Origin of the sequence: Nigerium sp. (assembly GCF_039811905.1) — a bacterium.
Taxonomy (GTDB): Bacteria; Actinomycetota; Actinomycetes; order Propionibacteriales; family Propionibacteriaceae; genus Propioniciclava.
Window position 1 is genome coordinate 1 of sequence record NZ_JBDHZL010000035.1, and the last position, 25,024, is coordinate 25,024.

Below are 25,024 nucleotides of genomic sequence, written 5' to 3' on the forward strand. Positions count from 1 at the left end.
AGGGGCGAGGGGCGAGGGGCGAGGGGCGAGGGGCGAGGGGCGAGGGGCGAGGGGCGAGGGGCGAGGGGCGAGGGGCGAGGGGCGGCCTCTGCTGGCCAACTCCGCCACCCGCCCCGGGCCGACGGCCCCTCATCCGGAGCGTTCGATGAGTCCGATCTCGTTGCCGTCGGGGTCGAGGAAGATCGCCCACCAACTCGTCGGTGTGATCTCGAACTTGCCCATCAGCACGGTCCCTCCGAGGGACGTCGCGTGCGCCAGGGTGTCGTCGATGGAGTCGACCTCGACGTGGGCGCGCGGCTGGGTGAACCCGTCGCCACGCGGGGCGAGCCCTCCGCCGACACCGCCTGGGGCGCGCCACAACGGGTAGCCCGTCATGTCGGGGCGTTCGCCGATGTTCCAGCCGAACAAGGCACCGTAGAAGGCGCTGGCCGCCGCCCTGTCGCGGACCGGAATGTCGATGTGGGTGATGTCGCCATGCGTCATGGAACTCCTCTCGATCGATCCGTCACCCCGACGCTAGCCCGGCTCACCCCGCGCGGGTAGACCTCTGCCGGTTCCACACCACCGGACGCCCGCCGCTAGTTCGAGACCACCTCGTCGATGTAGCACCAGCGCCACGATTCGCCGGGTTCGAAGGACCGCATCACCGGGTGCCCGGATTCCTCGTAGTGCCGGGTCGCGTGCCGGCCCTCCGACGAATCGCAGCAGCCCACGTGCCCGCACGTCAGGCACAGCCGCAGGTGCACGGGCGTGAGTCCCTCCGCCTCGCACTCCAGACAGCCGGTCGTGGACGCGGGCTTCACGTCCGGCGGCGCGGCCTGCAGGTGCTCGCACGGCTGAGCGGCGTCGCTGAGCACGAGCGGCTCGCTCGCGCGAATGGCGTCCGCCTTCGTTGACGCCAGGTCCAAGATGATCTCCTCCAGGTCGAGGCTGGCGAGGACGCGGCTCAGCACCGTCTGTTCCGCGGCGCCCTCGTCGCGCACCTTCAGCACGGTCTCCCGCTCGGCGGTGAGCGCGGCGAGACGTAGGCGGCGTCCGGTCTGGCTCGGGGTTTCGAGCTCATCGGACGGCCGGCCCAGCCGCTCCCAGATCGCGTTCACCCGCCGGGACGTCACCGACTCGAGCTGCTCGACGAACCCCGCGTCCCCGGGGCCGGCGGCCGCGTGCACCGCCTCCAGCCCGGCGGTCGCCGCCTTCTGCACGACGACCGCCTCGGTGAGGGCGTCCTCGCGCGGGTCGGGCCCGCGCAGCCCCAGCCGGCGCACCAGCGGGCCGAGGGTCAGCCCTTGCAGCAGCAGGGTCCCGACGGTCACGGCCAGCGCGGCGAGCACGAGCACCGGCCGCGCGGGGGTCGCCTCCGGCAGCGACAGCGCGGCGGCGAGCGTCACCACGCCCCGCATGCCGGCCCAGCCGATCACGAAGCCCTCGCGCCCGGAGTTGCCGCGGCGGCGTCCGAACGCGAAGTGCGTGAGCATCGTCCATAGCAGGCGCAGCACGATCACGGCCGCGACCGTGGCCGCGCAGACCGCGATGATGAGCGGCCAGTCGTACCCGGACGCCGCCGCGTCCGAGATGATCGTCGCCGTCTGCAGGCCGAGCAGGAGGAAGACGGAGTTCTCCAGGACGAACGAGATCGTGGTCCAGTTCATGCGCTGGGAGACGCGGGCGGCGGCGTCCTGTTCGCGGTAGGAGCGGTGGCCGAGCGCGAGCCCGGCCGCGACGACCGCGATGACGCCCGAGCCGCGCACGGCCTCGGTGGGCACGAAGGCGGCGAACGGGATCAGGAACGACAGCGCGGTCGTCATCGGCCCCGACGGCAGCAGCTTGAACAGCCAGCCGCCGACGCGGGCCGCGACGATCCCGATGGCGACGCCCGAGAAGACGGCCCACAGGAAGTCGCCGGCCACGCCGACCGCCGTGACGGACGCCCCCAGCGCGACCGTCGCGGTGCGCAGGCTCACGAGGGCCGTGCCGTCGTTCACGAGGGACTCGCCCTCCAGGATCGACACGACCCGACGCGGCAGCCCGACCTGCCGGGCGACGGCCGTCGCGGCGACGGCGTCCGGCGGGGCGACGATCGCGCCGAGCGCGCACGCGGCGGCGAACGGGACGCCGAGCAGGGCCCACACGACCACCGCGACGCCGAGCGTCGTGAAGATCACGAGCCCGACCGACAGCCAGCCGATCGGGGCCAGGTTGCGCCGGAAGTCCACCAGCGGGGTGTTCACGGCCGCCGCGTACAGCAGCGGTGGCAGCAGCCCGACCAGCACGAACTCCGGCTCCAGCGCCGGCGGGTGGACGAACGGCAGCTCCGACCCCAGGACGCCGACGCCGATCAGCAGCAGCGGTGCCGACACGTGCAGCCGTTCGGCCAACCAGCACCCCAGCAGCACGGTGAGCGTGAACAGCGTCAGCATCTCCAGGACCGACTCGATCTGCATGGGCGCATCCTGACAGACGCCGCGGGCGTCCGGCGGGATGGCTCGGTGTCGAGGCTCGACCCCGGCTACCCCGCCGGCGACGCGATGACGGCGATGGACCAGGGCTGCACGACGTAGGCGTCCTTGATGTCGGTGGCCGTGTCGTAGGACCAGCAGTTGCCCTCCCGCTCGGCCCACGCGGACGTGTCGATGATGCGCCGCCACCGCGGCCGCGCCCGGGGGCGCCTGCGCGGCAGGTGCGGCAGGCGGAACTCCACCGGCTCGGTCCACATGTTCACGCACATCAGGTAGTCGCGGGCCCGCGAGTCGACCGCGTCGATGCAGACCGTCAGTGCCCGCTCGCCGTCGCTCGGGTGGCCCTGCAGGTCGGGCCGCAGGAACACGTACGGCTGCGTCGGCACCCCCAGGACGCCGCGCCACCCGAGGTGCCGCAGCCCCGGGTCGTCGCGCCGCAGGCGCGCGACGAACGTGGCGAACGTGAGCAGCGGGTTCGTGCCGGGCTCGGCGTCCGCCTGGCCGACGACGTCGTAGTAGGCGGGCCCGAAGACGGGCACGCGCGGGTCCACCGGGAGCCGGGTCGGTGTGTTGGACGCCGCCTGCGCCCAGTTGTTCCACATGCCGACCGTGTTGAGGTTCCAGGGGTTGTTGTTGCCGTTCTGCGTGCGGCCGTACTCGTCGCCGGAGACGACCATCGGGATGCCGCGGGCGAGGAAGACGGTCAGCCAGTTGTTGCGCCAGCGGGTTCGGCGCAGGGCGTGGTCCCCGCCCGAATCCCAGGACTGGTTGTGCGATTCGCCGCCGTCGGAGGGGCCGAACGGCGGCGGCTGGTAGTTCTGCCGGTCGTTGAACGAGACGAGGTCGAACATCGTGAACCCGTCGTGGGCGTCGATGAAGTTGATCCACTTGCGCCGGCCCGAGTCCTGACCGTGGCGCACGTGCTCGCCGTTGAACTGGGCGGCGAACTCCAGCGTGTTGCCGTCGCCCTTGAGGAAGCGGCGGCTGGCGTCCCGGAAGCGGCCGTTCCACTCGCCCCAGCCGGTCGGGAAGTTGCCGACCTCGTAGCCCCACAGGTCCCACGGCTCGGCGATGACCTCGAAGTCGTTCATCAAGGCGAGGTTGCGCACGGACGTGAGCAGCGGATGGTCGGCGAAGAAGCGCTTCTGGCTCTCCCAGTCGTCGCGCTGGGCGGCGTCCGGGTGGCGGCCGAGGACGGGCGCGAGGTCGAAGCGGAAGCCGTCGACGCCCATCGCCGAGTTCCAGTAGCTGAGCGAGTCGAGGACGAGTTGCCGGGCCGCCGAGGAGGAGAAGTTCACCTGGTTGGACGTCCCGGTGGCCCCGTCGACGAGGGTCTGCCGCTGGGTGAGGACGTAGTACTCCGACGTCCCGAAGCCGCCGAGCGTCGTGAAGCCGACGCTGTCGGCGTCCCCGAACCAGTTGCCGCCCTCGGCGGTGTGGTTGAACACGACGTCGAGGATCACCTCGATGCCCTGGTCGTGGAACGCCCGCACCATCTCCTTGAACTCCCGCGTCGGGCCGCCGGGGCTCTTGTCGGAGGAGTAGTCGCGGTTCGGCGCGAAGAACGCAAGGGTCTGGTAGCCCCAATGGTTCGTGGTGCCCGACTGTGCGCCGGCGTGGTCGGAGTCGGTCTCGTGCACCGGCATCAGCTCGATCGCGGTGAAGCCCAGCGCGGTCAGGTAGGGGGCCATGCGGGCCGCCCCCGCGTAGGTGCCGCGCAGTTCCTCGGGCACCCAGTCGACAGCGGCGAAGCCGGGAACGTCACCCATGATGTCGCGGAGGCGCGTCGAGCTCGGGTGCAGGGTGAGGTTCTTGATGTGAGCCTCGTAGATCGTGGTGTTGCCCGTGCCGTCCGGACGCCTGCCGGTCGGGGTGTCGTCGTGCACCACGACCCCCTTCGGCGCCCACCGCCCCGTGTCGACCTCGCGCGCCGGACGGCGTCCGAAGCGCATGGGGCCACTGCCGAAGATCGCCGGCCCGGCGCCCGCCTCGATGACCGCCCGGCTCATCGGCGTGTGGGTGATCTCGCGAGCGTAGGGGTCGACGAGCACCTTGTTGGGGTTGAAGTGGTTGCCGTCGACGTCCCGGTCGCTGAGGAACCCGGCGCGCGAGCCGCCCCGTCTCCAGTCGTCCACGGACGGCCAGTTGGTTCCCCAGCAGCGGAAGGCGTAGAGGGTGCCGTGGCCGGCGTCGACGAGGGCGGCGCTCCAGATGTCGTCCCACCCGCGGGCCATGTCGAACGAGGCGATCGCGTCGGATCCCGTGGCCGTCGGGTAGATCTCCAGGACGACCCGGGTGGCGTAGGGCGCCTGGACGGCGAACGTGGTGATGCCCTCCGCGTCGTCCACATGGGCGCCGAGGGGCCAAGCCGCGTCCGCCCACGTCGCGGCGTGCACGGGCCTGGGCATGCACCCCACGTTGCCACATCCGCTTCGGATCGGCAGCCGGTTGCACAGGCCGCCCGTATCGGGCGGGGACGCCGTCAGCGTGGCGCTCGCCGGTGGAACGCGATTTCGCCCGCGAGATTCTCCCGGGCCTGGGCGTCCCAAAGGCGACGGCCCAGGCCCGTGGAAAACAGGGGATCCCGCTCGGACAGGGTCTCCAGCACCTGCAGGCGTCCCGATCGGTACAGCCGCTCGGGGATCTGCTCGTAGTCGATCCGGACGTCGCGGGCATAGATCGAGTAGCGCGCCGGGGGCATGCCGAGGATCGACAGGTCGGCGTCGCAGAGCAGGGCCCCGCGGACGTCGCCGGGGGCCGCCGCGTGGGATTCGGTGAGCAAGACCAGCCGGACGACCTCCGCCCGGTCGGCTGCCGACAGGATGCCCTCGAGCCGGCTGTCGGCCAGCCGGGCCGACCCCCGCTCGTCGTCGCCGGGCTGCCCGACGTAGACGGCGTCGTGGAACCACGCGGCGAGGTGCACGAGCGGGTCGTCGCAGCCGAGCTCTTCGAGGGCGTCGAGGATCTGCGCGAGATGCCGGACGTCGTGGTAGTGCCGGTGCGGCTCCCCCCACCGCTCCAACAGCTCGGTGCCCAGGTCGGCGTGCTCGGGCAGCAGGCCGGCCCAGCGGCCGCGCAACTGCGGGACGACCGCCGCCCGCTTGGGCGTCCGATCTTGCGCGTGGACGCGCAGGCCGCTGTCGAGCAGCCGGCGCACCAACTGCGTGCCGCTGACGGCCAGGGCTCCGCGGGCGGTGAGCTCGCGGAACAGCCGCTCCGGCACGTCGTAGTGATCGTGGTCGAACGCCTTCGGCGAGAGCCCGGCGTCCGCGGCGAACGCGTGCAGTTCGGCCAGCGACTCGTCGGAGACGAGGTGGCTGAACAGCGTCCCGTGCGCGGGCCAGCGCGGAGGGTCGATCAGGATGGCCATGTTCGTGATTCTGCCTGGACGTCTCGCGATGTGCCTACTCGGAGCCCTCCAGCGGGGCCAGGTGCCGGCGCCCGCTGTGCCAACGCTGGACGCGGCCCTGCAGCCGCCGGACGTCGAACTCGTGGTGCACCAGCTCGTGGGCGTAGTACGTGCCCAGCGTCGAGAGCGTGAAGACCATGCCGTCGGAGCGGCGTCCCTTGCGATCCCACTGGTCGGGGGCGACGCGCAGGAACTGCACCGCGACCGCCTCCGCGGCGTCGGCGTAGGCCTCGATGACCTGGTCGACGCCGCGCTCGTGGTAGCGCCCGTCGATCGCCGCCTGCTCGCCGTCGAAGTTGGCCAGCGCCGGCGTCTCCTGGGTCAGGATCGCGTCGATCCGCTCGTGGAACACGTGCGACAGGTCGGTCAGGTGGCACGCGTACTCGAGCGGCGACCAGACGGTCGGGTGCAGCCGCTCGGTGGCCCCCGGACGCCGGAGCGCGTCGGACCAGAACTCGATCGACTCGCGGATCAGGCCCGCCAACTGCGAGGGCCCGGCGCCGATGAAGGAGCACTCGGGGCAGCCGTTGGCGATGACGACCGTCCAGTCCTTGTCGTCGTGCTCGGCCGGCTCGGGGCCCACCCGCTCCTCGTCGGACGCCGCGTCGCTCAGATTCATGGCCCGAAGGTACGCGTCGGGGGTTCCTCCGACAAGGCCGGACCAATCCGCGAGCAGGGTCGCGGTGGGCGTCCGTGGCCCTACGATGTCGCCGTGAAGGCCCGGGTGAGGGACCGCGCCATGATGGCGCGCCTGCTGCGGCGGCGGTCGTCGCTGTGGAAGATCTCGCTGTGGGTGCTGGCCGTCACCGTCCTCACGCTGATCTCGGCGGTCGGGTACGTGGTGCTCGAGGGCTGGTCGTTCTACGACGGCATCTACATGGCCGTGACGACGCTGACGACGACGGGCTTCCGCGAGGTTCATCCGATGGATCAGGGCGGTCAGATCTGGACCATGGCGGTCTCCATGGCCGGCATCGGCGTCATCTTCGGCACGGTCGGCATCGCGGCCGAGGCGTTCATGGCCGAGTGGGCGTCCGGCGAGAGGGGAGCGCGACGCATGCAGGACAACATCGACCGGCTGAGGAACCACTACGTCGTCTGCGGCTACGGGCGCGTCGGGTCGCTGGTGGCCCGGCAGTTGCGGGCCGAGGGGGCGGAGGTCGTCGTGCTCGACAGCGACGTCGACTCGCTCGCCAGCGCGAAGGACGAGGGCTTTCACGTCGTGCCGGGAGACGGCACGTCCGACGAGGTGCTGACGATGGCCGGGGTCCGGCGGGCGCAGGGGCTGGTCGCGTGCATCGACTCGGATGCGAACAACGTCTACGTCACGCTGACCGCCCGCGCGCTCAACCCCGGGCTGTTCATCGTCGGGCGGGCGAGCGTGCCCGGGGTCATCGCGAAGCTGAAGCAGGCAGGCGCCGACCGGGCGATCTCGCCCTACATGATGGCCGGACGCCGGCTCGCCCACCTGGTCACCCGCCCCGGCGTCATGGACTTCATCGACTCCGCCCTCTCCAGCGCCGACCTGGATTACTCGATCGAGGAGGTCGTCATCGGGTCCGGCAGCCCGATGGCCGGCTGGTCGGTGGGCGCGCTGCGCGAGCGAGGCGTCTTCACGCTGGCGGTGGGCGGCGTCGGGGGCGCCATCGAGCACAACCCCCCGGACGCCCGCGTGCTCGCCGTCGGCGATCATCTGATCGTCTCGGGGGCGACCGACCAGTTGCAGGTGCTCGACGAGGCCTGAGCGCCCAGGGAGGCGACCGGGGCGCTAGCTGAGCCCGGACGCCGCAGCGCGCACGGCGTCCGTGAGCCGGTCGAGGCGCATGGACGACAGCCGCCAGCTCTGCCAATACAGGCGGACCTCGGTCGCCTCGCCCTCGAGACGGACCAGGTCGCCGCGCTCCACCTCGCCCGCGAGCTGCAGCTCGGGGATCAGCCCCCACCCGAGCCCGGCCTTCACCCCGTCGAAGAACCCCTCGGTGCTGGGGATGCGGGACGTGGGCGGGGTCGTCCGGACGCCGCGCTCGCGCAGGTAGGCCACCTGCAGGTCGTCCACCTGGTTGAACCGCAGGACCGGGAGCGCGGCCCAGTCGGGGCGTCCGGGGTCGCCGCCGACGGCGTGGCGCTCGAGCAGGGCGGGCGCGGCGAGCGGGACGTAGCGCATCGCCCCGAGTGGTTCGGCGCGGCAGCCGTTGACCGGGGCCGGTTCGGCCGTCACCGCGCCGACGACGTCGCCGCGGCGCAGCAGGGCGGCGGAGCGCTCCTGGTCGTCGACGTGCAGGTGCAGCGTCGCGTCCGGCCAGGACGCCGCGGCCGCCAGCAGCGGCCGGAACCACGTCGCCAGGCTGTCGGCGTTGACGGCCACGGGCAGGGCCGAGCCGGCGGCGTCCAAACCGAGCTCGGCGCGGGTCTCGGCTTCGAGGAAGCCGACCTGCCGGGCCATGCGCAGCAGGACGGCGCCCGCGTCGGTCGGGGTGACCGGGACGCTCCGCCGGACGACCACGTTGCCGACCGCCTGTTCGAGCGCCTTGATGCGCTGGCTGATGGCCGACGGGGTGACGTGGAGGGCGTCCGCGGCGGCCTCGAACGTGCCCTCGTCGACGACCGCGAGCAGGGTGCGGAGCTGGTCCAGGTGCATGAAGAGATTCTAAGCATCCCTCAAAATCAATCGTTTGTGTTTACTGCGGGGGTTTCGTAGCGTCGGGGACATGACGACCTTCCTGACCGGACTCGTGACCGGGTTCTCGCTCATCGTGGTGATCGGCGTCCAGAACGCCCTCGTGCTGCGTCAGGGCCTGCGCCGCGAGCACGTGGGGCTGGTCGTCGGGGTGTGCACGGCGTCCGACGTGGCGCTCATCGCGGCCGGCACCGCCGGCGTCGGAGCGATCGTTTCGTCTCACCCGACCCTGCTCAACGTGATGACCTGGGTGGGCGCGCTGTACCTGACGTGGCTGGCCATCGGGTCATTCCGGTCGGCGGCGCGGCCGCGGAGCCTCGTGGCCGCCGGCGCGCAGACCGCCGGGTCGGTGCTCGCGACCGTGCTCGCGGTGACGTGGCTGAACCCGCACGTGTATCTCGACACGGTGGTGATGCTGGGCAGCGTGGCGTCCAGCCACGGCGACGCTCGCTGGACCTTCGCGGCGGGGGCCATGGCGGCGTCCGTCGCCTGGTTCGGCTCGCTGGGCTTCGCGGCGCGCGCGCTGTCGGGGCCGCTGAGCAAGCCGTCCGTGTGGCGGGCGATCGACCTGATCATCGGCGTGGTGATCCTCGTCGTTGCGGTGAAGCTCGTGTGGCACTGAGGACGGATCGTCTCGCCCTGGGGCGTTCAGTCGATTTGCCACCACTCGATGCGGGTCTGCCGCTGAATCTCCGCTCAGGTGCGGCGGGAAACCTACATGGAGTGGTGGCAAATCGACCGATGGGCTGTCGACGGCCCGGGGTCGGCCAGGGCCGTCCCGCGCGAGCGTGCCGGGCGCGGGGCGTCGGCGACGCAGGCAGCGTGCGACGGGCTTCCACAGCCGCTCGGCCGCGTGGGGAGTTATCCACAGATCCACCGGACGCCGCCCGCGTCGGCGGGCTTCGTGATCGGCTTGCCGGATGGACCCCGACCTCGCCGCCGCCCTGGACGCCGGCAACGGCCTGCTCCGCCGACACGAGCACCCGCACCTGGCCAACAAGGTGGACGTCGCCCTGCGCGCCGGCGCCTGGCGGCCCTGTTGCCGGGCATCTATTGCCGCGCGGAGGAGGCGTCCTCCCTCGTCCTGCGTGGCCGGGCGGCCTGCCTCGCCGACCCGGACGCCGTGATCGTCGGGCCGGCGGTGTCCGTGCTCTCGGGGACGGGGCCGGCGCTGGATCCGCCGGAGCTGGTGACCGTCGCGAGCCTGCGGCTGCGCGGCCCGCGCGTCGGCTACCGGTGGGAGCGCCGCCTCGTGCCGCCGGGGCTCGTCCGGCGCGTGGGCGGCGTCCGGGTCGCCACGCGCCCCCTGCTCGCCCTCGACGAGGCGTCCACCCGCCCGGACGCCGTCGAGGAGGCCCTGCGCACCGGGGTTTCAGCGTCGTCGCTGGTCACGGCCCTATCCCTCACCCCCGGACGCCGCGGCAACCGCGCTCGGCGACGCCGGGTCGGCGGGGCCGTGGACGGCGCCTGGTCGGCCGCCGAGGCACGCGCGCACGCGGCCCTGCGGCGCGCGAGGATCTCGGGATGGCGCGCGAACGTCGGCCTCTGGGACCGTCGTGGCGAGGTCAAGCTCGGCTACGGCGACATCCTCTTCGGGGAGGTGGGCCTCGTCGTCGAGATCGACGGCGCGCAGCACACCACCGCGGAGGCTCGCCGCCAGGACGCCGCCCGCGACCTGGCGATGGCCAGGGCCGGGTGGGAGGTGGTGCGCATCCCCGCGACGCTGGTGATGCGGACGCCGGGCGAGTTCGTCGCGATCGTCCGGGATCTGCTGGCGACGCGGGCCGGGCGGGCGTCCGGGTGATGCTGGCGGGGCTGAGTGCCCGGCCCGGGGAGCTGGAGTGCCGAGTGCCGGTCCGGGCAGTCGATTTGCCCCCACTCGATGCGGGTCTTCCGTCGGATGTCCGCTCAGTCCTGGCAGGAAGCCGTCATCGAGTGGCGGCAAATCGACCGGACACCGATTTCGGACGCCGCCCGGCCCCCCGGTCCCGTCGCCGAGGGGCGATAGGACCGGAGGGCCGACGCCTCCGGTCGGAGACCTCAGAACGTCCCTTCGTCGATCATGCGGGTGCGCTCCTTCTGGAGGGCGGCGTCCTTGGGGTAGGTCTTGTAGAAGAGCGTCCAGTACAGGGCGTTGATCACGTACGGGACGGACACGAACCACAGCAGCGTGGTCTGCAGGCTGCCCATGGCCTCCGAGATCGCGCCGGTGCTCAGGCTGAGCACGGCGGTGATGGCGCCTTGGACCAGGGAGAACAGCACGGCGAACGACGTCGCGGAGAGCTGGGTCGGGCAGACCCGCGACACCATGGGCAAGACGGAGCCGGAGAAGCCCCACGAGAAGATGAGTCCCATCAGGAACACGACCACGTAGTACGCGAAGCTCGGGTCGTTGCTCGGCGGCTGGTTGCGCCCGATCGGCGAGACATCCGGGTCGAACACGGGCGCCATCTGAATCGCGACGAACGTGATCGCCGCGAACGCGAGCGCGTAGATCTGGAACAGCATGATCCGGCCCTTGTCGCCGAAGCGCTTCTGGAACCGGTCGCCCATCCAGCCGCCCAGGAACGCCGACAACGTCATGCCGATCTGCATCACCGTGTACAGGTAGGAGCCGTTCGTCACGCCGTAGCCCAGGTCGCGGGCCCAGAAGGTGCCCTGGAAGCCGAACAGGATCAGCGACGTCACGAACAGCAGCATCGGAGCCATCAGCGCGAGCGTCGGGATCTTGAACAGCTTGGCCGCGTCGCTCCACTTGAAGAGGCCTGCCTCCGACTTCATCTCCTCGGCGTTCTCGGCCGACACCCGCTCGGGCTCGTGCACGAAGATGAGGATCAGGACGCCCGAGATGATCGACAGCCCGCCCATCGCGAACATGGCGTAGCGCCAGCCCTCGGGGTTGCCGCCGAACTGCCCCAGCAGCGGCGTCATGATGATGCCGAGGGCCGCCGACACGCCGCGCACGGTGCCGAACGCCTTGCCGCGCTCGGAGCTGCGGTACAGCGACCCGAGCAGCCCGTTCAGGATCGGCTCGGACGCCACGGTCCCGACCAACGCGATCGAGTACAGGATCAGCAGCATCGTCCACGAGGTGGCGAAGCCGGTCGCGAGCGTCCACAGCCCCCACAGGCCGGTGACGACGAACAGGATGCGCTTGCGGCCGAACCGGTCGGCGAGCACGGCCCAGAACGGGCCGAAAATGCAGCGCGCCAGCATGCCGATGGCGTTCAGCAGGCCGAGCCCGGAGTCGCCGACGCCGAACGCGTTCATGATCTGGGGGAAGAACGTCTTGCTGACGCCCCCCTCGGTGTTGTCGATGGACTGGCTGACGCCCAGGACGACCGTCGCCGCGCCGCGCCCCTTGGGCGGCTCGAAGTTCGCGTCGTCTTCGTCGGCGTCCAGCACCGTGATCGTGGTGGGGCCGGCCGTGGTGGGCCCGATGGCGGCGATATCGTCCTTGCCCAGATTCACCGAGGTGGGATCGCCGTTCGGGTGGGAGAGGCCCCCGTCCTGGGGTCCTTGAGGATTGCTCTGCATGTCTGACCCTCCGGTCGCATCGTTGCGCGTGGCTTGCCTTGTTCTCGAGAGGGCTCTACGCCGAACCCCTGGCCTCGTTGCGGACATCATGCGCGCGGTGGCAACGCGCCCGCCTCTGGTTGCACAGCGTTTCCTCCGGACGGCTTCCTCCGCGCGGACGCCTTTCTACCTCGCGCGCGCTCAGCCGTCCAGCCGTCGGCCGAGAACCCGGCAATTCTGGTCGGAGTAGCCCAGATGCTCGTAGAACGCGCACACCGCGTCGTTGTCGGCGCGCACCATGAACTGGATCTTCACGATCCCGCGGCGGGCGATCCACTCCTCGGCCGCGAGCATGAGGGCGCGGCCGTAGCCGCGTCCGCGCACCTCGGACGCCGTGGCCAGGTAGTACACCCAGCCCCGGTGGCCGTCGTGCCCGACCATGACGGTGCCGACGAGGCGTCCGTCCTGCAGGGCGCCCAGCACCGCGGACGCCGGCCCCGCGAGCGCGCGATCGAAGTCGGCGTCCGGGTCGTTCCAGGGGCGCGTGAGCCCGGCCTCGCGCCAGAGCGCGACGGCGTCCGGGCGTGACGAGGGGGTGAGCTCGACGATCGTCGAGCCCACCCCCGGGCTGGGTGTGGTCACCGCGTCACCGGGACGCCGCCTCGGCGACGTCCGTCTCCTCGACGGCCTCGGACGCCTCCGGTGCGCCCGGACGGCTGCCGTGGGTCCGCTGCCACCAGACCAGGCAGCCGATACCGAAGAGGAACTCGAGCGTCGGGGTGAGGGCGCTGTACCACTCCGGGATCTGGCCGTTCATGCCCTGCACGAACAGCGACGGAACCCGCGTGTTGAGGTGCCAGCCGGTGTGGTACGCGATCGCGGCCCACGTCGAGCCGGTGACGAGGCGCAGCCCGGCCATCGCCAGGCCCATGCCGACGGCGGTGAAGGCGTAGATCAGCCGGTCCACGATCGGCTGATCGCCCCCGTTGGAGAAGACGTGCATCGCGCCGAAGAAGACGGCCGAGATGACCGCGGCGCTGACCGGGGTGAGCCGGCTCATCAGCGTGGTCTGCAGGTATCCGCGCCACAGGGCCTCCTCGGGGAACCCCTGGAGCATGAACGACACGGCGAACACCTGGAGGGCCCCCATCGCCACCACCTGGGGCGGGAAGAGGCCGTAGTCGACCTGCGAGTTCGCCATCGCGACCCACAGCGGGACGCCGACGAGCACGACGGAGACGAGCAGCCCGAAGACGGCCCCGCTCAGGGCGCGGCCGCGCTGCCAGCCGAGGGCGAGGTAGGCGGCTCGGTCGCCCTCGAGGAAGCGGCGCAGCGCCCAGATGACCGGGACAGAGAGCACGAGGACGCCGGCGCAGACGAGCACCGCGCCCCAGGCGGGGTCGAGCCTGGCGGCCTCCGCGAGGGAGCCGAACGCGATCGCTCCGCCGAGGGAGATCACCGTCATCGCGATCATCGTCAGCACGACCCGGCCGGCGGTGGCGAGGGTGAGGTTCTTGGTGCGGGAGTAGCGGGTGGGGTTCACGGGGATGCCGTTGGTGGGGTCGACGCCGAGTCCCTCCGCGGTGCGCCCGGGGTGGGTGAGATTCATAACCGAACGATAACGGTCGCGGCGCCGGCGCCCGCGATGTGGTCGCGCGCGCCGGCGCCGAAAGCCCGTGTGAGAGCCGGTTTGCTCAGACGCTCGCCGGGGCCGGGGGAATGACCCGCGCCGACAGGACGCCCTCGGTCGCGAGGATCCGCTCCAGCACGGCGCCGTTGAGGTCGCCGTCGACGTCGATCATCGTGTAGGCGAGATCGCCGCGGCTCTTGTTCAGCAGGTTGCTGATGTTCACCCCGGCCTCGCCCACGACGGTGGAGACCTGGGCCACCATGTTCGGGACGTTCCGGTTGGTGATGGCGAGCCGCGCCGTGCCGTCCTCGCGCGGGAGCACCGACTCGGGGAAGTTCACCGAGTTCACGATGTTGCCGTTGACGAGGAAGTCGCGGACCTGGTCGGCGGCCATGCGGGCGCAGTTGTCCTCGGCCTCTCCGGTGGACGCCCCCAGGTGCGGTAGGGCGATCACCTTGGGGTGGCCGAGCAGCGTGCGGCTGGGGAAGTCGCAGACGTAGGCGCGGATGCCGCCGGAATCGAGTGCCTCCAGCACGGCGGAGGAGTCCACGATGCCGCCGCGCGCGAAGTTCAGCACGATCGCGCGCGACTTCATGAGCGCGAGACGGTCGGCGTTCACGAGGCCGCGGGTGCTGTCGATCAGCGGGACGTGGACGGTGAGGACGTCCGCCCGCTTGAAGACCTCCTCGATCGAGTTCGCCCGGACGACGTCCGGGCTGAGCTTCCACGCATGCGAGATCGTGATGGCCGGGTCGTAGCCGAGCACCTTCATGCCCAGCGCGATGGCCGCGTTCGCCACCTCGACCCCGATCGCGCCCAGCCCGATGACGCCCAGCACGCGGCCGGGCAGCTCGAAGCCGACGAACTGCTTCTTGCCCTTCTCGACCGCCTGGTCGATCACGTCGTCGGCGCCCTCCAGGCTGCGCGAGAACGCCATGGCCGGGCTGATGTTGCGGGCGGCGAGCAGCATGCCGATGATGACGAGCTCCTTCACCGCGTTCGCGTTCGCGCCCGGGGTGTTGAACACGACGACGCCGGCATCGCTGCAGTCCGAGATCGGGATGTTGTTCGTCCCGGCGCCGGCGCGCGCGATCGCCTTGACGGAGGCGTCCAGCGGGACGGAATGCAGGTCGGCCGACCGGACGAGGATGGCGTCCGGGTGCTCGACGTCGTTGCCGACCTCGAAGGTCTCTTTGGGCAGGCGCGTCAGCCCGTGGGAGCTGATCGCGTTGAGGGTTTTGATGCGGTACGTCATCGTCTGGGTTCGCGCCGGCTCAGCCGTGGGTGCGCTCGAACTCCTTCATGAACTCGATGAGCGCGTTGACGCCGTCCAGCGACATCGCGTTGTAGATGCTGGCGCGCATGCCACCGACGGAGCGGTGGCCGGCCAGGTTGGTGAGCCCCGCGGACGCCGCCTCGGCGACGAACTGCTTGTCGAGCTCGGGGTTGGCCTGGAGGAACGGCACGTTCATCCGCGACCGCGAACCCGGCTCCACCGGGTTGCTGTAGTAGCCGGAGCCGTCGATGAAGGAGTACAGCGCGGACGCCTTCTCCTCGTTGCGCTTGGCCATGCCGGCCAGCCCGCCCTGGCTCTGCACCCAGGCGAGGATCTTGCCGAGCAGGTAGATGCCGAAGGTCGGCGGGGTGTTCAGCATCGAGTCGGCGTCGGCCATGAGCTTGTAGTCCCAGATGCTGGGGGTGTCGGGGCGGGCGTGGCCGATGAGGTCGTCCCGGACGATCACGACCGCGAGGCCCGCGGGCCCCATGTTCTTCTGCGTGCCGGCGGTGATGGCCCCGAACTTGGCGACGTCGACCGGCTGGGACAGCATCATCGACGACATGTCGGTGACGACCGGGATGTCGGCCTCGGGCACGTACGGGTACGTCAGCCCGCCGATCGTCTCGTTGGCCGTGTAGTGCAGGTAGCGCGCGCCGGGCGTCGTCGTGAACGACCCCTCCTCGGGCACCTTCACGTAGTCGGGGCCCGTGTCGGCCACGACGTTCGCCTGGACGCCGAACTTCTTCGCCTCCTTGATCGCCTTCGCCGACCACTGGCCGGTGGCGAGGAAGTCGACGGTGTCGCCCGGGGCGGTGAAGTTGTAGGGCAGCGCGGCGAACTGGCCGGTCTCGCCGCCCTGGAGGAACAGGACGCGGTAGTCGTCGGGGACGCCCACCAGCTCGCGCAGCAGGCGCTCGGTTTCGGCCGCGCAGGCCACGAAGTCCTTGCCGCGGTGGGAGACCTCCATCACCGACATGCCGGAGCCGAGCCAGTCGGTCAGCTCGTCGCGGGCGCTCTCGAGCACCTCCAGGGGCATGACGGCGGGGCCTGCAGAGAAGTTGTAAACACGCACGTAACACATTCTTTACCCGCGCTCGCGCGCGGGCGCCGGTGTGCAGCATGCGGACGCCGGCGGCGTCCGCATGCTCAGGTGAGCGTCAGCGTGCGCGCGACGGCGAGCGCGACCAGCAGCACCGCGAAGGCCGCGATCGCGGCCCACCCCCAAGGCTTGCGACGGGCGCCGAGCATGATGGCCCCCAGGATCGCCCCGCCGGCGAGCCCGCCGAGGTGCCCCTGCCAGGAGATGCCGGGCACGAGCAGGGTGATCGCGACGTTCAGGCCGATCCACACCAGCACCGACTGCACGTTCCCCCCGAGCCGCCACACCAGGAGGGCGAGCGCGCCCATCAGGCCGAACACCGCCCCGGACGCCCCCAGCGTCACCACGTCGGTGCCCGCGAGCCAATACACCGCGACCGAGCCCGCGAGCGCCGAGACGAAGAAGGTCGCGAGGTAGCGCGCCCGCCCGACGATGGCCTCGAGCTGGGGGCCGAGCACGACGAGCGCCAGCATGTTGAAGGCGAGGTGCATGGGCGCTTCGTGCGTGAAAGCGTTCGTGAGGAGCTGCCACCACGCGCCGTCGGCCAGGCCGGGCGCGTACGTGCCGCCCTGAACGAGGCACGCGGCCTCCGGGACGCCGATGTAGGCGCCCGCCCCGGTCACGCACGCCGGCCGGACGTGCAGCGCCAGGAACGACAGCAGCGGGCTCCGGACGCCCCCGCCCAGCGTGATGCCCAGCCAGATCGCGATGTTGATGGCGGCGAGCACGCTCGTCACGACACCGGGCACCGCCGCCCGCCGCGGGCGCGGCTGCCGGACGGTCTGCGTGGCGGCGGCGAGGCATTCGGGGCAATGGACGCCGACCGAGGCGTCGGTCGTGCATTCGGGGCACACCGGTCGGCCGCACCGCTGACACCTGATCGCCGTCGCCCGGTCGGGGTGGCGGTAACAGGCGTAGTACTGCGGGCCTGGGTCATACTGGGGGCCGGGTGGCGGCGGCTGTGCGTCCACGGCTGACACCCTAACCCTCGCCTCAAAGCGGCGGCGTCCAGGGGTGGGCCGAAGCCGCTGATCGGGCGGAAAAGTGCACACGAAAGGGTGATTCGGCCCTTGCCCCCGCATGAAACGATGTGCTAATGAAGGGCCCGGGCGCGCGCGATCGACGGATCGCGGTCATCGGTGCGGGACCGCGGGCGTTCTTCGCCGTCGAGCGGCTCGTCGCTCGCGGTCGCGCGGCGTCGACCAGGGCTCGCGTGCGCATCGACGCGTTCGACCCGGCCCCGGCCGGCGCGGGTGAAGAATACGACGTCGCCCAGCCCGACTACCTGCGCCTCACCATTCCCGCGGGGCTCGTCGACGCCTGGGTGCGCACGGGCGAGACGCCGAGCCCGGAGGGTGAGGTCGCCTTCGGAGGGTGGCTTCCCCCGGCCGGCGACGGCTGGCGGTACGACGTGTTTCCGCCGCGCGCGCTGGTGGGCCAGTATCTCTGTGACGCCTGGTCGCGGTTACGGGACCAACTCCCCGAGGGCTGGGAACTCGTCCATCACGGCCGCCGCGTGTCGTCGCTCGTACCCTGCGAAGGCGGGCGGTGGTCGGTGCACGGCACGTACTACGACGAGGTCCTGGTGTGCTCGCGGCTGGGGGCGTCCTGGAGCGGATCGCTCCAAGGCCACTGGTCGGACTCGAAGCCCCTCATCGGCGATCCGTCGCCGGTGGGGCTCCGGCTGGGGGAGCGGCAGATCCGGGCGGGGGCGAGCGTCGGCGTCCGAGGGGCGGGGCGCACGTTCCTGGATGTCCTGCTGGCCCTCACCGAGGGCCGCGGCGGGGTGTTCGAGCCGGGCGGGCGTCCGCATCGCATGGTGTACCGGCGGTCGGGCCGCGACGTCGCGGTCGTCTACCCCTTCTCCCGGACGGGGCGCTTCCCGGAGGTCGTGCCGACCCCCGACGCGGTGCCCGCCCACGCCGGCCTCGACGAGGCCCGCCACGACGCGCTGGTGAGCATCGCGGCGTCCGGTGAAGAGGCCGATCGCACCGAGCGGATCGCCCTGGAGACGGCGCGCCTCTACCTCGAACGGGCGCGGGCCGCGTCGGGGGCGCCGATCTCCCACGACGAGGCGCGCGTCGCCGTCGACGACTGCTTCGCCCAGCTCCATCGGACCGCCCTCGAGCGCGGGCTCGATCCGCGCGTCGAGCTGGAGCGGTCGGTCCGGGTCGCGCTCGGCGAGGAGCCGCTCGGGCCCGAGTGGGCGCTCGGTCAGGCCTGGCGCGACCTGCACCTGGCCATGTCGGCCCAGTTCACCCGAGCGGGCGCGGGGGCGGACGCGCGGCGTCCCTTCTGGGAATGCGCCGTGGTCATGCAGCCGCTCACCTTCGGGCCCGCGCCGATCAACGGCGTGAAGTTGCTCGCGCTGATCGCGGGCGGCGTGGTCGACCCGCGCTCGCTCGTGGGGCCGTCCCTGGACGCCGGCGGAGTGTCGTGGCCCGACACGCTGGTGATGCCGGAACCGCGCATCGACGTCATCGTGGACGCGGTCGGTCCGCCGCCCGGCTACCGGGAGCAGCGGCAGGAACTGCTCGACCGGCTCGTCGAGGAGGGGCATGTGCGCCTCGCCGAGGGCCGCGCCGGGATCGAGATCACCGAGGACGCCCGCGCGGTCGGCCGGGACGGGTCCCCCACCCCGGGTCTGTCGTGCCTGGGCCGGCTCGTCGAGGACGTCGAGATCGGCGACCAGGTGCTCGTGCGCCAGCCCGACGACGTGGCCGAGCGGTGGGCGTCCCGGATCGCCTCTGGATGGTTCTGAGCCGCCCACCCGGAGGGCGGACGGCTCAGAGACGGCGGCTCGAAACTCGAGGAAAACTGAGGATCAGTACCAGTTGTGCGCCTTGCGGAACGTGAGGGCCTGGCAGGGCGTGCCGTACCGGTCCTGGATGTAGCCGAGGCTCCACTTGATCTGGGTGGCCGGGTTGGTCTTCCAATCGGCGCCGGCGGAGGCCATCTTCTTGCCCGGCAGGGCCTGCGGAATGCCGTACGCGCTCGAGGTCGGGTTGTCGGCGTCCACCTTCCACTCCGACTCGGCCATGATGATCGTGTTGTAGCAAGCGAACTGGTTCGCGCCCCAGTTGTACTTGTTCTGCATCATCTGCTTGGCGATGCCGCGCGGGTCTTTCGTGGACGCCGAGTAGCCGAGCGTCGCGGCCTGCTTCGCCTGGTCGGCGGCGGCCTTCTTGGCAGCCGCTGCCGCGGCGGCGTCGGCGGCCGCCTTCTTCGCGGCGGCGTCGCGCCGCGCCTGCTCTTGCGCGGCGCGCTGCTGCGCCTGGATGCTGCGGGCCTGACCCTCCATCGCCTTCTGGCGGACGTTGAGCGCGTCCAAATCGGCGGCGCTGATCGCGGGGCGCTCGGTGCCGCGGCTGAGCGTGGCGGCGTCGCGAAGCACAGGATCGGGGGTGGTCGCCTCCAGCGGAGCCGTCACCGGCACCTGCTGGTCGGTGGTCGCTGCGGCGGCGCTCACGCCGAACCCGGCGACGGTCGTGGCAGTCAGGGCGAGCGAGGCGAGGATGACGCGGGTTTTCTTTGTTTCGAGCACGAAACTTAGTTTTACATGAGAGATTCCTGAAGACGAACTGAGTGGCCGGGTTGCCAGGTTGTTGCCCTCGCGGGGGCGAGGAACGGTGAAACCGCTTCTGGTTTCGGTATATGTGTCGCTATCCGGGCTATAGGTACGAGTGACCATCAGGGGGCCGGATCGCCCCATTGCCCACGATGCGGTCCTCAGATTCTCAGGAAGCTCTTCGTGCGGGCGCGGGCGTGTCGCTCTAGAGTGCGCCCATGGGACCCCTGCGGCTTTCGACCGTCAACCTGAGCGCCCCCGACCCGGCGAACCTCGGCCGGTTCTACGCGCGGCTGCTCGGGTGGGAGCTCGACGTCGTCGAGCCCGGCTGGGTGACGGTCGCGGACCCGGCCGGCGGGGTCAGCATCGTGATTCAGGACGAACCGATCGGTTACGTCCGCCCGGTGTGGCCCGCCCGGCCCGGCGAGCAGCAGATGATGATGCACCTGGAGATCCAGGCGACGAGCCTGCTGGCGGGCGTCCGGCACGCGTTGCAGTCGGGGGCGACGCTCGCCGAGTATCAGCCGCAGCCGCACGTGCGGGTGTGCCTCGATCCGGCCGGTCACCCGTTCTGCGTCTGGGTGTAGGGCGGGCGTCCCTGCCCCGAGTACGACACAGAGTCGCGATATCGGCCTGTGGTTGGACGGTTCGGCGGAGGGGCCGGGCTACCTTAGGGGCGTGGCAGATCGAGACGACGACCTGGACTGGCTGTACCGCCGTGGGCGGTACAGCCAGGACGGCACCCCCGAGCCCGACCGCACGCGTGCTACGCCGCCCGGCGACAGGGTTTCCTCGGCGTCCGCTCGGCCCGCGGCGCCACCGGAGAACGTCCGGTGGGGGCGTCCCGAACCGACGCCTGTCGCGGACTACCGCGCCCAGGAGCAGCCCCAACCCCGGCAGGCGTCCCCCACCGGACCGCAGGGCTCGTACCCGCCGCCCCCCGGGCGCGCGCCCCGGCGGCGCCGGCGGCGTCCGATCGGGCGGTTGATCCTGCTCGCGCTGGTCTTGTTCGTCGCGTACGTCGTCGCGGTGCCGCTGATCGCCTGGTCGAATCTGGACACGGTGGCGGCCACCCCGAGCGGCGCCCGCCCGGCGCAGCAGCCGGGGGAGCTGTACGTGCTCGCCGGGTCGGATTCGCGCGAGGGGCTGTCGTCGGCCGAGCGCAGCGAGCTGGGCACCGGTTCGACCGTCGGCAAGCGGACCGACACGATCATGATGCTGTACGTCCCGCCGTCGGGACGCCCGGCGCTCATCTCGGTCCCGCGCGACTCGTACGTCCGGGTGCCGGGGCACGGGCGCAACAAGATCAACGCCTCGTACGCGATCGGCGGACCGACGCTGCTCGTGCAGACGATCGAGCAGAACACGGGACTGCGCGTGGACGGGTACATCGAGGTCGGGTTCGGCGGGTTCGTGCAGATCATCGACGCCGTGGGCGGCATCGACATGTGCCTCGACTCGGCGATCAAAGACAAGGACAGTCACCTGGATCTGCCGGCCGGCTGCCAGACGATGAACGGCGTCACGGCGCTCGGGTACGTCCGGATGCGCAAGGCCGATCCGCGGGGCGATCTCGGCCGTGTCGAGCGGCAGCGGGCCATGATCGCCGCCGTCGCGAAGAAGGCGGCGAGCCCCTGGTCGGTGATCATCCCGACCCGGTATTGGGGCCTGAACAAGGCGGCGGCGTCCGCGCTGACCGTCGGCGAGGGCACGGGGACGATGGACGTCGCCAAGGTCGGCTTGGCCTTCATGAACGTCTCCCGCGGCGACGGCCTCACCCTGACCGTGCCGGTGCAGGGGGCGGCGGTGACGACGGCGGCCGGGTCGTCGCTGCTGTGGGACAGCGCTCGCTCGACGGCGATGTTCAACGAGATCGCCCAGGGCGACACGTCGAACCTGGACCGCTTCAAGAAGTAGAAGCCAGGGGCCCGTGGGGCCCGCCGGGAGGGCCACGGATGACGATCCTGCTGCTGGGCGGCACGGCGGAGGGCCGCGCGCTGGCGTCCGCCCTGGACGCCGCGGGTCGCGACGTCGTGACGTCGCTGGCGGGCGCGACGGCGTCCCGGGTGGCGGTGGCGGGGTCGGTGCGCGTCGGGGGTTTCGGCGGCGTTGCCGGGCTGATCGGGTGGCTGCGCGAGCACGGGCCGGCGGCCGTCGTCGATGCGACGCATCCCTTCGCCGCAGCCATGACCGCGCACGCCGCCGAGGCGTGCACGACGGTGGGCGTCCCGTTGTTACGCTTGTCGCGGCCGGGGTGGAGCGGTCGTCCGGACGCCTCCGGCTGGCGCTGGGTGGGGACGCACATGGAGGCGGCGGAGGCGGTGGCGTCCTGGGCGTCCGGGTCGTCGGCCGGCTCCGCGGGCGAGGGCGGGGCGATCCTGCTCACCGTGGGCCGGCAGAGCTTGGCCCCCTACCGGGGGCTGACGGGACGCCGCGTGGTCGCCCGGGTCGCCGAGGCGCCCGAGGACGCCCCGGTGGGCTGGACGATCGTCGCCGGGCGCGGGCCGTTCAGGGCCGAGAACGAGCGCGCGCTGTTCCGGCGGTTCGGGGTGCGCGTGCTGGTCACCAAGGACTCCGGGGGTCCGGGCGCCAAGCTGGACGTCGCCCGCGAACTGGGCGTGCCGGTGGTGATGGTGCGGCGTCCGGAGGTGCCCGCGGGCGTGGCGGTCGTTCCCGACGTCGCGGGGGCCGTGGAGTGGCTGCGCTCGGTGTGAGATCGGGTGGGCGGGTGACCGTTCTCTGGCAACGGACACGGCGTCCCTGGTGCGGCGGTCGGCCGCTAGTCTGACGCCTATGGCTCGAGATGAATCCCAGAACCAGAACCAGGTCCGCAGCGAAGTTGGTCAGTTGCGCACCGTCATGCTGCACCGGCCGGGCCGGGAACTGCAGCGACTCACCCCCCGTAATAACGATCGGCTGCTGTTCGACGGGATTCCGTGGGTCGCCAAGGCGCAGGAGGAGCACGACGCGTTCGCGCAGGCGCTGCGCGACCGCGGCGTCGAGGTTCTGTACCTGCGCGAGCTGCTGAACGTGGCGCTCGAGTCCGAGGAGGCGCGGGCCGATGTGATCTCGGCGGCGGCGTCCCAGGGGCAACTGGGCGACGCGCTCGCCGACCAGGTGCGCGGCTACCTGGAGTCGCTGGGCGCGGAGGAGCTGGCCGGCGTGATGACGGCCGGCCTGCGGCTGGACGAACTGGTCGAGCGGCACCCGGGGCGTCCGGGGCTGACGTCGGCGCTGTCGGAGCCGTCCGACTTCCCGGTGCCCCCGCTGCCGAATCTGCTGTTCACGAGGGACTCGTCGGCGTGGGTCGGCGACCGGGTCGCGGTCACGTCGCTGGCGATGCCGGCGCGGGCGCGCGAGACGTCGCTCACCAACGCCATCTACACCTACCACCCGCGGTTCGCCGGGACGCCCACGCTGTACGACCCCTCGCTGGAGCACGTGGAGGGCGGGGACATCCTGGTGCTGGGGGACGGCGTCCTCGCGGTGGGCACCGGCGAACGGACGCGGCCCGCCGGCGTCGAGCGGCTGGCGCGCAACGCGTTCGAGTCCGGGGTGGCGCGCGCGGTGCTCGCGGTGCCGATCGCGCAGGAGCGCGCGACGATGCACCTGGACACGATCTGCACGATGGTCGACTCGGACGCCGTGGTCATGTACCCGGCGATCGCCAAGTCGCTGACCGCGCTGACCCTGACGCCCAGCGGCGACGGCGGGGTGACCGTCTCGCCGGAGGCCCCGTTCCTGGAGGCGGCGGCGTCCGCCTTGGGCATCGAGAGGATGCGCGTGATCGACACCGGCCTCGACCCCGTGACCGCCGAGCGCGAGCAGTGGGACGACGGCAACAACACCCTCGCCGTCGCCCCCGCCGTGGTCGTCGCGTACGAGCGGAACACCGAGACCAACGAGCGGCTCGTCGAGCAGGGCATCGAGGTCATCCCGATCTCCGGCAGCGAGCTCGGCTCGGGCCGCGGCGGCCCGCGCTGCATGAGCTGCCCGATCAATCGAGACCCGCTGCCCGCGTGAGCGTGGGGACGTAGGTTGGTCGGCGTCCGGCCTGGGACGAACGGCCGGCGTCCGGCCGTGGGGCGCCCGCGATCAACGACAGTGAGGAACAGCGATCTATGACGAGCAAATCCGCCGTGAAGCGTGTGGGCATTCTCACCGCGGGGGGCGACAGCCCCGGGCTGAACGCGGCGATCCGCGGCTTCGGTAAGGCTGCCATCGGGCGTTACGGGATCGAGCTGGTCGGTTTCCGCGACGGCATCCGCGGGCTGGCGGAGAACCGCTACGTGGAACTGGACTCGATGGCGCTCTCCGGCATCCTGACCGTCGGCGGGACGGTGCTCGGAACCAGCCGCGACAAGGTGCATCGCATGGAGATCGACGGCGAAGTGCGCGACATGCGCGAGACCATCGTCGAGAACCTCAAGGCGGAGGGCATCGACGCGCTCGTGATGCTGGGCGGCGGCGGGACGGCCAAGAACGCGAAACGGCTCGCGGACGCCGGCGTCAACGTCATTCACCTGCCGAAGACGATCGACAACGACGTCGCGGAGACGGACGCCACGTTCGGCTTCGCGACCGCCCTCGAGATCGCGACCGAAGCGATCGACCGGCTCCACTCGACCGCCCACAGCCACCACCGGATCATCCTGGCCGAGATCATGGGCCACAAGGCCGGCTGGCTGGCGCTCGGGGCCGGCATCGCGGGCGGCGCGGATGTGATCCTGATCCCTGAGATCCCGTATCAGATCGAGAAGGTCGTCGAGACGATCAACCATCGCGTGGAGCGCGGCACGAACTTCTCCGTGGTCGCCGTCGCCGAGGGGGCGCTCGGGACCGACGACGCCGCGGACCTCGAGGCTGCCGAAACGCTGGTCGCCGGAGCCTCGACGCCCGAGTCGCGGGCGGCGGCCAAGCGGCACCGGCAGTCGGTGATCGACGCGCACCGCGAGAACACGTTCACGCTCGCGCGCCAGCTCGAGCGGGCCACCGGGATGGAGGCGCGCGTCACGATTCTCGGGTACGTCCAGCGCGGTGGGACGCCGTGCGGCGTCGACCGGTTGCTCGCGACGCGGCTCGGATCGGCCGCCGCGGACCTCGTCGCCCAAGGGACGTTCGGCGTCATGGTCGCCTCCCACGGCGACGGGACGCGCACGGTCCCGCTCGAGCAGGTGGCCGGCGTCCTGAAGTCGGTGCCGTTGGATCACCCCTGGATCAAGGCCGCCCGTGAGGTTGGGACGTCCCTGGGGGATTAGGGGTTTGGGGGTTGGCGTCGGCCCCGGGGTGGGGCGTTTCTACCTGACGTTCTCCACACTCTGGTGTGGGTTTTGTCACACGGCTCGGGGAGACGGAGGCGCTATTGCGCCGATGCTGACGCCTCGGCCGCG

Annotated in this window: 22 protein-coding genes; 9 read left to right on the forward strand and 13 right to left on the reverse strand. The window is 71.6% G+C overall.

Going from position 1 to position 25,024, the window contains the following annotated elements; genetic code table 11:
• Window positions 1-129: 129 nt before the first annotated feature.
• From WMJ97_RS08005 to WMJ97_RS08025, 5 genes are all read right to left on the reverse strand, one after another.
• Window positions 130-483, reverse strand: coding sequence for a VOC family protein (locus WMJ97_RS08005; RefSeq protein WP_347348458.1), 354 nt, complete (start codon window positions 481-483; stop codon window positions 130-132).
• Window positions 484-578: 95 nt separating this feature from the next.
• Window positions 579-2,441 (reverse strand): cation:proton antiporter, encoded by a 1,863-nt coding sequence (locus WMJ97_RS08010; RefSeq protein ID WP_347348459.1) that lies wholly within the window; start codon window positions 2,439-2,441, stop codon window positions 579-581.
• Between the two features lie 65 nt (window positions 2,442-2,506).
• A complete protein-coding gene (locus WMJ97_RS08015) occupies window positions 2,507-4,864 on the reverse strand; it encodes an alpha-amylase family glycosyl hydrolase (RefSeq protein WP_347348460.1) in 2,358 nt (785 codons plus the stop codon).
• A 74-nt stretch (window positions 4,865-4,938) separates the two neighbouring features.
• Window positions 4,939-5,826 (reverse strand): DUF4031 domain-containing protein, encoded by an 888-nt coding sequence (locus WMJ97_RS08020; protein WP_347348461.1) that lies wholly within the window; start codon window positions 5,824-5,826, stop codon window positions 4,939-4,941.
• Between the two features lie 34 nt (window positions 5,827-5,860).
• The gene (locus WMJ97_RS08025; protein ID WP_347348462.1) at window positions 5,861-6,484 is read right to left on the reverse strand and encodes a DinB family protein; all 624 of its coding nucleotides are present in this window, start codon (window positions 6,482-6,484) and stop codon (window positions 5,861-5,863) included.
• A gap of 93 nt (window positions 6,485-6,577) precedes the next feature.
• Between WMJ97_RS08025 and WMJ97_RS08030 the strand changes: the two genes are divergently transcribed.
• On the forward strand, window positions 6,578-7,609 hold the full coding sequence (locus tag WMJ97_RS08030) for an NAD-binding protein (RefSeq protein WP_347348463.1): 1,032 nt from the start codon (window positions 6,578-6,580) through the stop codon (window positions 7,607-7,609).
• A 24-nt stretch (window positions 7,610-7,633) separates the two neighbouring features.
• Here the strand turns inward: WMJ97_RS08030 and WMJ97_RS08035 are convergent, their stop codons facing one another.
• Complete coding sequence (locus WMJ97_RS08035) at window positions 7,634-8,503, reverse strand: LysR family transcriptional regulator ArgP (protein WP_347348464.1); 870 nt, start codon at window positions 8,501-8,503, stop codon at window positions 7,634-7,636.
• Between the two features lie 70 nt (window positions 8,504-8,573).
• Here WMJ97_RS08035 and WMJ97_RS08040 point away from each other — a divergent pair, with 70 nt between their 5' ends.
• The gene (locus WMJ97_RS08040) at window positions 8,574-9,164 is read left to right on the forward strand and encodes a LysE/ArgO family amino acid transporter (protein WP_347348465.1); all 591 of its coding nucleotides are present in this window, start codon (window positions 8,574-8,576) and stop codon (window positions 9,162-9,164) included.
• A 417-nt stretch (window positions 9,165-9,581) separates the two neighbouring features.
• Window positions 9,582-10,346, forward strand: a complete 765-nt coding sequence (locus WMJ97_RS08045; RefSeq protein ID WP_347348466.1) for a DUF559 domain-containing protein — start codon at window positions 9,582-9,584, stop codon at window positions 10,344-10,346.
• A gap of 236 nt (window positions 10,347-10,582) precedes the next feature.
• Here WMJ97_RS08045 and WMJ97_RS08050 read toward each other — a convergent pair whose 3' ends face one another.
• The 6 genes from WMJ97_RS08050 to WMJ97_RS08075 all read right to left on the reverse strand — a co-directional run bounded on the left by WMJ97_RS08050 (window position 10,583) and on the right by WMJ97_RS08075 (window position 17,037).
• Window positions 10,583-12,079 (reverse strand): MFS transporter, encoded by a 1,497-nt coding sequence (locus WMJ97_RS08050; RefSeq protein WP_347348467.1) that lies wholly within the window; start codon window positions 12,077-12,079, stop codon window positions 10,583-10,585.
• Between the two features lie 180 nt (window positions 12,080-12,259).
• Entirely contained in the window at window positions 12,260-12,700 is a 441-nt protein-coding gene (locus WMJ97_RS08055; RefSeq protein ID WP_347348468.1) for a GNAT family acetyltransferase, read from the reverse strand.
• A gap of 4 nt (window positions 12,701-12,704) precedes the next feature.
• Window positions 12,705-13,667, reverse strand: a complete 963-nt coding sequence (locus WMJ97_RS08060; protein WP_347348469.1) for a type II CAAX endopeptidase family protein — start codon at window positions 13,665-13,667, stop codon at window positions 12,705-12,707.
• Between the two features lie 85 nt (window positions 13,668-13,752).
• Complete coding sequence (locus tag WMJ97_RS08065; protein WP_347348470.1) at window positions 13,753-14,943, reverse strand: phosphoglycerate dehydrogenase; 1,191 nt, start codon at window positions 14,941-14,943, stop codon at window positions 13,753-13,755.
• Between the two features lie 19 nt (window positions 14,944-14,962).
• Window positions 14,963-16,039: a 3-phosphoserine/phosphohydroxythreonine transaminase gene (gene serC / locus WMJ97_RS08070; protein ID WP_347348471.1), complete on the reverse strand. Its 1,077-nt coding sequence runs from the start codon at window positions 16,037-16,039 to the stop codon at window positions 14,963-14,965.
• A gap of 74 nt (window positions 16,040-16,113) precedes the next feature.
• Window positions 16,114-17,037 carry a rhomboid family intramembrane serine protease gene (locus WMJ97_RS08075; RefSeq protein WP_347348472.1) on the reverse strand — a complete coding sequence of 308 codons (924 nt, stop codon included), beginning with the start codon at window positions 17,035-17,037 and terminating at the stop codon, window positions 16,114-16,116.
• A 125-nt stretch (window positions 17,038-17,162) separates the two neighbouring features.
• On the opposite strand from WMJ97_RS08075, the gene WMJ97_RS08080 reads away from it, so the two are divergent.
• Window positions 17,163-18,827 carry an FAD/NAD(P)-binding protein gene (locus tag WMJ97_RS08080; RefSeq protein ID WP_347348473.1) on the forward strand — a complete coding sequence of 555 codons (1,665 nt, stop codon included), beginning with the start codon at window positions 17,163-17,165 and terminating at the stop codon, window positions 18,825-18,827.
• A 63-nt stretch (window positions 18,828-18,890) separates the two neighbouring features.
• Here WMJ97_RS08080 and WMJ97_RS08085 read toward each other — a convergent pair whose 3' ends face one another.
• Window positions 18,891-19,610 carry a hypothetical protein gene (locus tag WMJ97_RS08085; RefSeq protein WP_347348474.1) on the reverse strand — a complete coding sequence of 240 codons (720 nt, stop codon included), beginning with the start codon at window positions 19,608-19,610 and terminating at the stop codon, window positions 18,891-18,893.
• Window positions 19,611-19,852: 242 nt separating this feature from the next.
• Here WMJ97_RS08085 and WMJ97_RS08090 point away from each other — a divergent pair, with 242 nt between their 5' ends.
• The 5 genes from WMJ97_RS08090 to WMJ97_RS08110 all read left to right on the forward strand — a co-directional run bounded on the left by WMJ97_RS08090 (window position 19,853) and on the right by WMJ97_RS08110 (window position 24,892).
• Window positions 19,853-20,221 carry a VOC family protein gene (locus WMJ97_RS08090; protein WP_347348475.1) on the forward strand — a complete coding sequence of 123 codons (369 nt, stop codon included), beginning with the start codon at window positions 19,853-19,855 and terminating at the stop codon, window positions 20,219-20,221.
• 91 nt (window positions 20,222-20,312) lie between these two features.
• Window positions 20,313-21,551, forward strand: a complete 1,239-nt coding sequence (locus tag WMJ97_RS08095; RefSeq protein WP_347348476.1) for an LCP family protein — start codon at window positions 20,313-20,315, stop codon at window positions 21,549-21,551.
• A gap of 38 nt (window positions 21,552-21,589) precedes the next feature.
• Window positions 21,590-22,348, forward strand: coding sequence for a cobalt-precorrin-6A reductase (locus tag WMJ97_RS08100; protein WP_347348477.1), 759 nt, complete (start codon window positions 21,590-21,592; stop codon window positions 22,346-22,348).
• Between the two features lie 79 nt (window positions 22,349-22,427).
• The gene (locus WMJ97_RS08105) at window positions 22,428-23,657 is read left to right on the forward strand and encodes an arginine deiminase (protein ID WP_347348478.1); all 1,230 of its coding nucleotides are present in this window, start codon (window positions 22,428-22,430) and stop codon (window positions 23,655-23,657) included.
• Between the two features lie 98 nt (window positions 23,658-23,755).
• A complete protein-coding gene (locus WMJ97_RS08110; RefSeq protein ID WP_347348479.1) occupies window positions 23,756-24,892 on the forward strand; it encodes an ATP-dependent 6-phosphofructokinase in 1,137 nt (378 codons plus the stop codon).
• The last annotated feature ends 132 nt before the right edge of the window (window positions 24,893-25,024 follow it).

Excerpts from the sequence above, each read along its gene's own strand:
- WMJ97_RS08005 (WP_347348458.1), bottom strand. The coding sequence starts at position 483 with ATGACGCATGGCGACATCACCCACATCGACATTCCGGTCCGCGACAGG.
- WMJ97_RS08010 (WP_347348459.1), bottom strand. The coding sequence starts at position 2,441 with ATGCAGATCGAGTCGGTCCTGGAGATGCTGACGCTGTTCACGCTCACC.
- WMJ97_RS08015 (WP_347348460.1), bottom strand. The coding sequence starts at position 4,864 with ATGCCCAGGCCCGTGCACGCCGCGACGTGGGCGGACGCGGCTTGGCCC.
- WMJ97_RS08020 (WP_347348461.1), bottom strand. The coding sequence starts at position 5,826 with ATGGCCATCCTGATCGACCCTCCGCGCTGGCCCGCGCACGGGACGCTG.
- WMJ97_RS08025 (WP_347348462.1), bottom strand. The coding sequence starts at position 6,484 with ATGAATCTGAGCGACGCGGCGTCCGACGAGGAGCGGGTGGGCCCCGAG.
- WMJ97_RS08035 (WP_347348464.1), bottom strand. The coding sequence starts at position 8,503 with ATGCACCTGGACCAGCTCCGCACCCTGCTCGCGGTCGTCGACGAGGGC.
- WMJ97_RS08040 (WP_347348465.1), top strand. The coding sequence starts at position 8,574 with ATGACGACCTTCCTGACCGGACTCGTGACCGGGTTCTCGCTCATCGTG.
- WMJ97_RS08050 (WP_347348467.1), bottom strand. The coding sequence starts at position 12,079 with ATGCAGAGCAATCCTCAAGGACCCCAGGACGGGGGCCTCTCCCACCCG.
- WMJ97_RS08060 (WP_347348469.1), bottom strand. The coding sequence starts at position 13,667 with ATGAATCTCACCCACCCCGGGCGCACCGCGGAGGGACTCGGCGTCGAC.
- WMJ97_RS08065 (WP_347348470.1), bottom strand. The coding sequence starts at position 14,943 with ATGACGTACCGCATCAAAACCCTCAACGCGATCAGCTCCCACGGGCTG.
- WMJ97_RS08080 (WP_347348473.1), top strand. The coding sequence starts at position 17,163 with ATGAAGGGCCCGGGCGCGCGCGATCGACGGATCGCGGTCATCGGTGCG.
- WMJ97_RS08090 (WP_347348475.1), top strand. The coding sequence starts at position 19,853 with ATGGGACCCCTGCGGCTTTCGACCGTCAACCTGAGCGCCCCCGACCCG.
- WMJ97_RS08100 (WP_347348477.1), top strand. The coding sequence starts at position 21,590 with ATGACGATCCTGCTGCTGGGCGGCACGGCGGAGGGCCGCGCGCTGGCG.
- WMJ97_RS08105 (WP_347348478.1), top strand. The coding sequence starts at position 22,428 with ATGGCTCGAGATGAATCCCAGAACCAGAACCAGGTCCGCAGCGAAGTT.
- WMJ97_RS08110 (WP_347348479.1), top strand. The coding sequence starts at position 23,756 with ATGACGAGCAAATCCGCCGTGAAGCGTGTGGGCATTCTCACCGCGGGG.